6 protein-coding genes are annotated in these 7771 nt (G+C 43.6%); 2 read left to right on the plus strand and 4 right to left on the minus strand.

The window, feature by feature from the left end; genetic code table 11:
- Positions 1-248: 248 nt before the first annotated feature.
- On the minus strand, positions 249-515 hold the full coding sequence (locus RT143_RS11485; protein ID WP_313093170.1) for an ArsR/SmtB family transcription factor: 267 nt from the start codon (positions 513-515) through the stop codon (positions 249-251).
- A gap of 67 nt (positions 516-582) precedes the next feature.
- On the opposite strand from RT143_RS11485, the gene RT143_RS11490 reads away from it, so the two are divergent.
- Together RT143_RS11490 and arsC are read left to right on the plus strand one after the other, a co-directional pair.
- Entirely contained in the window at positions 583-1875 is a 1293-nt protein-coding gene (locus RT143_RS11490) for an arsenic transporter (protein ID WP_065262572.1), read from the plus strand.
- 25 nt (positions 1876-1900) lie between these two features.
- Entirely contained in the window at positions 1901-2311 is a 411-nt protein-coding gene (gene arsC / locus RT143_RS11495) for an arsenate reductase (glutaredoxin) (protein WP_313093171.1), read from the plus strand.
- 351 nt (positions 2312-2662) lie between these two features.
- On the opposite strand, the gene RT143_RS11500 is transcribed toward arsC, so the two are convergent.
- The 3 genes from RT143_RS11500 to RT143_RS11510 form a co-directional block, all read right to left on the minus strand.
- Positions 2663-4348 (minus strand): AMP-binding protein, encoded by a 1686-nt coding sequence (locus tag RT143_RS11500; protein WP_313093173.1) that lies wholly within the window; start codon positions 4346-4348, stop codon positions 2663-2665.
- 149 nt (positions 4349-4497) lie between these two features.
- Positions 4498-5559, minus strand: coding sequence for a CaiB/BaiF CoA transferase family protein (locus RT143_RS11505; protein WP_313093175.1), 1062 nt, complete (start codon positions 5557-5559; stop codon positions 4498-4500).
- A complete protein-coding gene (locus tag RT143_RS11510; protein ID WP_313093177.1) occupies positions 5552-7720 on the minus strand; it encodes a 3-hydroxyacyl-CoA dehydrogenase NAD-binding domain-containing protein in 2169 nt (722 codons plus the stop codon). Before RT143_RS11510 ends, RT143_RS11505 begins: the two co-directional genes overlap by 8 nt.
- Between the last annotated feature and the right edge of the window lie 51 nt (positions 7721-7771).

Here is a 7771-nt window from a genome sequence, read left to right on the forward strand (position 1 = left end):
ACAATGGTGCAAATATCCGCATTATTTTTTTGATGACCCAATTGTATCAGAAGAATTTTAGAGCCAGCGCCCAACCATTATGGGAAAATGTCTTATCATGGATTGAAACAATGATGACGCCATCGTTGGCTGTAACTCTCCTCCAAAATAAAACAGCTCAGACATAGCCTTAATTGGCTAAGACCACATTCAGCTTTGAAGGGAAAACACCTATGGAGAGGTATTTTGAATTAAGCGAGGAAACGCCTTTAATTTAATTCCAATGCACCAATTACCGCTTTGCCCCAACTTGGTAACTCTTGACTAATCGAATACCAAATCCAAGTGCCTTTACGCTCACTTTCTAAAATACCGATTTGCTTTAATTGGTTTAAATGCCGTGAGATAGTTGGCTGTGGTTGGTCTAACTCGCTGATGATGTCACACACGCATAACGCTTGCTTCTGATTAAGTAGTTGCACAATTTTTAATCTGGTGGGGTCGCCTAACGCCTTGAGAAAGTCTGTTTTATTCATATATTTACATATCCAAATATATAGATTATAGTATAGCTCAATTTTAACAGGTTTCTATAGGCAGTCAATGATTACCGCATTACTCATTTTTCTAGTGACTTTGATATTTGTAATATGGCAACCTAAAGGCTTGGGCATCGGTTGGACGGCCAGTATCGGGGCTGGCATAGCCTTGCTATTAGGGGTAATAACGGTTGCTGATATTCCTGTAGTGTGGAATATTGTTTGGAACGCTACCTTTGCCTTTATTGCTATTATCATTATTAGTCTGTTACTTGATGAAGCAGGCTTTTTCCGCTATATCGCCTTGCACGTTGCAAGATTAGCAAAAGGTAGCGGTAATCGGTTGTTTGCGTTTATTGTGCTACTTGGGGCGGTGGTATCGGCATTGTTTGCCAATGATGGTGTGGCTTTGATATTAACACCCATTGTGATTGCGATTTTAACCACGTTACGCTTTTCCCCTGCGACTACCCTTGCTTTTATTATGACAGCAGGATTTATCGCTGATACCGCCAGTATTCCGCTCGTGGTGTCTAATTTGGTAAATATTGTGTCGGCTGACTTTTTTAAAATCCCTTTTACCGATTATGCCAAAGTGATGATACCAGTAAACGTGGTAGCGGTTGTCACCTCATTATTGGTATTGTATGGGTTTTATCATAAAGACATTCCTACGGTTTATGCGTTGGATTTAATCGAAAGCTCACAATCGGCTATCGTGGATAAAAATACCTTTATCATGGGTTGGGTGGTGTTGGCGTTACTTTTGTTGGGTTTTTTTGTGCTTGAGCCTATAGGTGTACCCATTAGCTTCATTGCAGGGGTTGGCGCGTTGGTGTTGCTTGTGGTAGCGAAAATGGGTAAAAAAATAACGGTGCTGCCGATTGTCAAAAATGCCCCGTGGCAAGTGGTGATATTTTCATTGGGCATGTATTTGGTGGTGTATGGCTTAAAAAATGCAGGGCTGACCGACTATTTAGCTCATGAGTTAAGCCAACTCGCTAATCATGGCATGATGACAGCTACAGTAGGAACAGGGTTATTATCGGCAGGGCTTTCATCTGTAATGAATAATATGCCGACGGTGCTAATTCAAGCTTTAGCGATTGATGAGGCGACTATCCATGACCCCATGATAAAGCAAGCCATGATTTATGCCAATGTAATAGGCTGTGATTTAGGCACGAAAATTACCCCGATTGGCTCACTCGCTACTTTATTATGGTTGCACGTTTTAGCCAGTAAAAATATTACGGTGAGTTGGGGCTATTATATTAAAGTCGGTATTATTTTAACCTTGCCTGTATTGGTGGCTACATTGGTTGCATTGGCAATTTGGTTGCCAATAATTCAATAATTTTAAAACTTAAAAAGGAACAAGTATGCAAAATATCACAATTTACCACAACCCTAACTGTGGCACATCACGCAACACGCTTGCTCTTATCAAACATCAAGGCATTGAGCCTTCTGTTATTCATTATTTGGATAACCCACCTGATGAAACAACCCTGCGTGATTTAATTACCAAAATGGGTATTACCCCAAGACAATTACTGCGTGTAAATGTGCCGCCTTACGCTGAACGTAGGCTAGATAACCTTAGTTTGACTGATGATGACCTTATTCAAGCTATGTTAGCTGACCCACTTCTAATCAATCGTCCAATCGTTGTGAGTGATAAAGGCGTTAAGCTGTGCCGTCCTTCCGAAGTTGTACTAGATTTGATTGATACGCCCTTAACCAAAACCTTTATCAAAGAAGATGGGGAAAAGATTGAGCCGACAATTTAGTCAAAACACCTGTTTTTATTGAACTTGTAAGCCGTTACTGAGAATCCCCAGTAACGGCTTTCTCATTTCAGCAATAAACTATCGTATTGATTTAAACCGTAACTTGTATATTAGGACTTACGCAAAAAATTTTGCTTTTGCGTAAGTCCTATATCTAATAGATTTTGCTAACATGCAATTTGGGGTAATTTAACTTAAAGGTTCTCGTCTGTTCGAGTCAGATTATGCCTACCATATTCCAAAAGCCCCAGTCGATTGATTGGGGCTTTTTTATTGCAGTGATATCAAGGGTTTACGTGGTTTTTCGAGGGTTGAAAGGTAAACATCTGACCATTCCCTGGGCTGACACCATTATTTACTATTTTTCTCAAGTAATCGCAGTTCAGTTTTTTGAATTTTGCCAACCGCGGTTTTGGGTAATTGCTCAATAAACGTATATTGACGTGGTCGTTTATACCCGGTTAATTGCTCATGACTAAAGGCTTTAAGCTCATCTATCGTCAAACTGTCATCTGATTTGACAATATAGGCTTTAACCGATTGCCCTTGAAGCGCATCTTCAACGCCAATCACGGCACATTCTTGGACTTTCGGGTGATTTAACAGCACCGCTTCAATTTCGGTTGGATAGACATTAAAGCCACTGACGATCAGCATATCTTTTTTGCGATCCATTAATTTGATATGCCCGTTTTGCATCATCATCCCAATGTCGCCTGTCTTTAAATGGCCTTCAGGTAAGAAATAATCGGTGTTGTCAATGTTATGATAACCTATAGTCACATTATCACCTTTGATACAGATTTCACCCACTTCGCCTAACGACACTTCGTTGCCCACATCATCACAGATTTTGATATCGATACTCGGTAAAGGTAGGCCAATATCGCCAGTGTACTCATGATTGGTGAGGGGGTTACACGTGCCTGCACCAATAGTTTCGGACATGCCCCATCCTTCTATTAATGGGCAGCCAGTGAGCTCAAGCCAAGCTTTGGCCGTGGCGGGGGTGGCTGCCATACCGCCGGCGATTGATAATTTTAGTTCACGGGTATCAACATTTTTAAAATCGGGGTGGTTAACTAATGCCTGAAACAAGGTATTAACCCCAGGAAGAATATGAAACGGCTTAGCAGATAATATTTTGATAAAACCGGCAATGTCTTTAGGGTTGGTCACCAAGGTCATGCGCATGCCAGATTTCATGCCTAACATGGAAAAGATAAAGGCAAAGATATGATATAGCGGCAACGCTAGGATACTATGGAATACTTGTTCGACATTTTTTTGTTGGTTGAGTACCGGCAAAAACCACTGATAATATTGCTCAACTGCTGTCAAAATATTTCGATGGGTCAGCAAGATGCCTTTGGGTCTGCCAGTGGTGCCGCCGGTGTATTGGATAAAGGCAACATCATCAAGTGATTTGGATGGCTGTTGGTAAGGCATGGATTTAGCGATTTTCATCACTTGACCCAATCGTAATGGCTGATACTTTTGGTCAATTTGGTAAGGCTCTACCATTTTCTTGACATATTTTACAGCGATATCGACTATTTTACCCTTTAATCCTAACAAGTCCCCTAAACGGATAATCACGACTTTTTTCACTGGGGTTTTATCAATGATTTTTTGTAAAGTGTGAGCAAAATTTTCTAAAATAAAAATAACTTCAGTATTGGCATCAATCAACTGAAACTCTAATTCACGAGCTGTATGTAGCGGATTAATCGGCGTCAAAACATACCCTGAGCGAATCGCACCTATCATGACCGGTAAATACGCTTGTACGTTAGGCAGCATGATAGCGACACTGGCATTTGGGCCCAAGGATTGGGCTTGTAGCCAGCGGCTGACAAGGCGTGCAACGTTATCCACTTCTTTGTAGTTGATCGCTCGCTCCATATTGCTGGTGAATTCTCGTGAGGCAAAGGCCGTTAAACGATCATCAAAAAATTCTATTAACGATTGATCTGTTAAAGCGGGAATGTGTGCGGCGGTGGCAGGGTCATAAAATTTTGTCCAAAAATTTTCCATGTTGTTATCCTTTTTCTGTCCTTAGAAAATAGGCTAATAGGCCCTTGAAAAGGTTTTTTCCATGGGCCTATTAGGGTGCGCGTATTGCCGCGCTTTTTGATGACTATCAATTACTGTGCCTTGAGTTGATAGTGACGCAAATGAATAGCCTAGTTGCAATCATTATCACACCAAGGCTTAACATTACCATACTCATCTTGATTAGCAAATAGTTCATGACAGGCGGCTTCTGCCAAGGTTAAAATAGGCGTCACGCACACATCAAATTGGGTAAAGTAGTGCTGCCAGTGGCTAAGTGGCTGCGATGCAAATTTTTGGGCGATAGCCTTGGCAGCGGCTTGGCTCTGCGGATGAGTAGGCAGTACGCCCATTTGCCAATGGCTAGCCGCATGTTCATTAACATCTAACGCTTGACACAAGCCTTGCCAAAACTTTAGCTCAAGCGAGCCGACTGCCATATAACGACCGTCTTGTGTCTGATATAGCCGGTAACATGGCAGCACGCCGCCTAAAAAATCCTGCTCAGGCGTCGGTGTTACCTGGGTTAATGCTTTGACAAATTTCCCCGTCGCTTTTGGCATCACCAAATGGTTGTATAAACTATGGGTCATGCTGATGATGATATGGCGACCTTTGCCAGTTAGCTTGGCATTGACAACGGCCGCTAATAAAGCGATGACCGCTGTGTCACTCCCGCCAGCCAAGTCGGCAAATTGCACATTGGGCATGGCTTGTTCACCCGATGCGGTTTTGAGTTGGTCAAGTACGCCACTCATTGCCATAAAGTTGATATCGTGCCCGGCTTTATCCGCCCAGTTGGGCGTCGTACCATAGCCAGTGATGGAAACAATCACCAGCTTTGGGTTTTCCGCAAGCAGTGCCTGTGGCGAAAGTCCCATGCCTTCTAATACGTTGGGGCGGAAACTATCAATCATCACATCAGCAGTGGCAATTGCGCTTTTAAGCTTAGCAATATCATCGGGGTGTTTGAAGTCCATTTTGTGACAAGCTTTGCCATGATTTAAAGCATCAAACAAATTGCCCAACGCCCGGGCAGGGTCACCTGGCTTAGGTTCATATTTGATCACATCTGCCCCCAAATCAGCGAGCAGTCGTGTGGCAAATGGACCCGGCAAGTTGCGTGATAAGTCAATAACTTTTAGCCCTGTTAAGCAGTCAGCTATACCCAGTGCAGCTATGGCGTCATTCATTAACAAACTCCTTATGCGCCTTTGCCATAGCTACTAAAACTTGGGCAGGGGCAAAGCGCTCGCCATAACGCTCGGCAAGTTGTTGACTGCGTGCGACAAAATTATCAACGCCATAGGCATTAATAAACTGCAAGGTACCCCCATGATGCGGGGCAAATCCCCAGCCAAAGATAGAGCCGATATTGGCATCTGCGATTGAATTAATCACGTTTTCTTCATAACAACGAGCGGTTTCATTGGCTTGGATAAACATAAAGCGGTCAATAAGCTCTTGCTGAGTAGGCTGCGTGTCTGCGACAGGGAATAAGTTTGATAGCCCTGACCACAGTTGTTTTTCACCTCCCTCTGGGTAGTCATAAAACCCTTTGCCGACTTTTTTACCCAAACGCCCGTGGGTTTTGCCCATCAGTTCGACCACGTTATCGGCGGGGTGATGCGGCATTTCTTTGCCTTCTTTTTGTAAGTCTTTTTTGGTTTGCTCATTAATATGCAGCATCAGACCTAAAGACACCTCGTCTTGCAGTGCCAGCGGTCCGACTGGCATACCTGATTTGATACCAGCTACCTCAATCAATCGGGGATGGACGCCCTCAGAGAGCATGGCAGAGCCTTCGGTGATATAGGTGGCAAACACGCGAGACGTATAAAAACCACGGCTATCATTGACCACAATCGGCGTTTTGCCAATTTGTAACACATAGTCAAAGGCTTTGGCTAACGTAGTTTCATCGGTTTGCTCGCCCATAATGATTTCCACAAGCGGCATTTTATCGACAGGTGAGAAAAAGTGTAACCCGATAAATTGCTTAGGACGGCCACTCGCTTTGGCTAAACCGGTAATTGGCAAGGTTGAGGTATTTGACGCAAAAATCGCATCGCTAGCGGTGACTGCTTCTGTTTGCTGGGTACACTTGGCTTTAATATCACGGTCTTCAAACACCGCTTCAATCACCAAGTCACAATCCGCTAAATCTGCATAATCCGTGGTGGTTTGAATTTTGTCCAGTAAGGATTGTTTTTTGCTATCATTGCTTCTGCCTTTGGCAATCGCTTTATCCAGCAAGTTTTCTGAATACGTTTTGCCTTTATCCGCATTTTCCATCGTGGTATCTAGCAATACCACGTCAATGCCTGCCTTGGCAGAGACATAGGCAATACCTGCACCCATCATCCCTGCGCCCAACACACCGACTTTTTTGGTTTGGTATGGCAGGATAGATTTTGGACGAGATTGGCCCTTGTTGATGCTGTTGAGTTGGTGCCAAAGCGTGCCAATCATGTTTTTTGACACTTGTGACATGGCACAGGCGACAAAATAGCGGGACTCAAGCGCCAGACCAGTATCGATGTCCACTAAGCTACCTTCAAACACACAGGATAAAATGTGGGTAATGGCAGGGTAGTTGCCATGCGATTTTTGATTTGCCATCGCAGGGGCAATGCTCAGCATTTGGGCATTTTGCGGGGTTAAGGCGTTACCTTGAGGGATTTTAAAGCCTTTGGCATCCCAAGGCTGCTGAGCGGTTGGGTGCTCATGAATCCACTGTTTGGCTTGTTCAATCAGTGCCGTTTTATCAGTAACTACCGCATCGATAATGCCAAGCTGATGAGCGGCTTGGGTGGTAAGCTTAGTGCCTTGTGTCATCAACTCTAACGCTTTTTGCATACCGACAAGACGCATTAAACGCTGCGTACCACCGCCCCCAGGTAATAAGCCCAACTTGACTTCAGGCAGGCCATATTTGGCATTCGGTTGGTCAACGGCAATGCGATAATGACAGCCCAACGCCACTTCAAGCCCGCCACCTAAGGCAGTGCCGGTTAATGCAGCGACGACAGGTTTACCGCAGGTTTCAAGGCTGCGTAACACCTTTTTGAAATGTTCCACAAAATCAAAAGCTTGCTTGGGGGATTGGATATTGGCAAATTGGTCGATATCGGCACCCACGATAAAGCTATCTTTATCGCTGGTGATGATAAGCCCTTTGCTGTCTTTGTCTTCAATAAAACTTTGAGCGATTTTTTCTAAATCATTGCTAAAATGCTCATCAAGCACATTCATTTTGCGAGATTGTTGAATGGTCAAAATGACAATATTATCGTCGTCAGTGGCAGAAAAATTGGCCAATTGATTCGCCGCTTGGCTGGTAAGACTGGTCATAGAAACATCCTTTTTTCTTCAGTTTTTTAATTCAATTAAATAGGCGACTTA

The sequence above is a fragment of the Moraxella sp. CTOTU48268 genome (assembly GCF_032069585.1).
GTDB lineage: Bacteria > Pseudomonadota > Gammaproteobacteria > Pseudomonadales > Moraxellaceae > Faucicola > Faucicola cinerea.

Coding starts and splice junctions, on each gene's coding strand:
- RT143_RS11505 (WP_313093175.1), bottom strand. CDS start 5,559: ATGAATGACGCCATAGCTGCACTGGGTATAGCTGACTGCTTAACAGGG.
- RT143_RS11485 (WP_313093170.1), bottom strand. CDS start 515: ATGAATAAAACAGACTTTCTCAAGGCGTTAGGCGACCCCACCAGATTA.
- RT143_RS11490 (WP_065262572.1), top strand. CDS start 583: ATGATTACCGCATTACTCATTTTTCTAGTGACTTTGATATTTGTAATA.
- RT143_RS11500 (WP_313093173.1), bottom strand. CDS start 4,348: ATGGAAAATTTTTGGACAAAATTTTATGACCCTGCCACCGCCGCACAC.
- arsC (WP_313093171.1), top strand. CDS start 1,901: ATGCAAAATATCACAATTTACCACAACCCTAACTGTGGCACATCACGC.
- RT143_RS11510 (WP_313093177.1), bottom strand. CDS start 7,720: ATGACCAGTCTTACCAGCCAAGCGGCGAATCAATTGGCCAATTTTTCT.